This is a genomic window from Pseudomonas sp. YuFO8 (assembly GCF_035065025.1).
Classification (GTDB): Bacteria; Pseudomonadota; Gammaproteobacteria; order Pseudomonadales; family Pseudomonadaceae; genus Aquipseudomonas; species Aquipseudomonas putida_AE.
The window spans coordinates 1-391 of the sequence record NZ_JAXDEQ010000201.1 but is presented as its reverse complement, the minus strand read 5'-3'; the positions used below and the strand labels follow the sequence as shown (position 1 = coordinate 391).

1 protein-coding gene is annotated in these 391 nt (G+C 59.1%); it reads left to right on the top strand.

Features of this window, described 5'->3' with window-relative positions:
• The coding region (locus SOP95_RS31995) for a FlgD immunoglobulin-like domain containing protein (RefSeq protein WP_323609592.1) at positions 1–391 on the top strand (391 nt) is incomplete at both ends.

The following is a 391-nucleotide window of genomic DNA, read 5'->3' as shown; positions in this document are numbered from 1 at the left end:
CCTGGAAGGCATCAATACGCTGAATGACTCGGTGAATGCGATCTCCAGCAACTTCAGCTCGTCGCAAGCGCTGCAGGCATCGTCGCTGGTAGGCCGCTCGATCATCATCCAGACCGACAAGGCCATGGTAGATACCAGCAAGAGCATGACCGGTTCGGTGGATGTGAAAACGGCGACGGGCAACGTCACCGTCAAGGTCACCGACAAAGACGGCAACCTGGTGCGCACCATCGAAATGGGCGCCCAGGCTGTCGGCAGTCAGAGCTTTATCTGGGATGGCAAGAACGAGAAGGGCGAGGTCGCTCCTGCGGGCACCTACACCTTCAATGCCACCACCAAGAATGACAAGGGCGACGCCGTTGCCCTGGCCACTTCGCTGCCAGCAACGGTA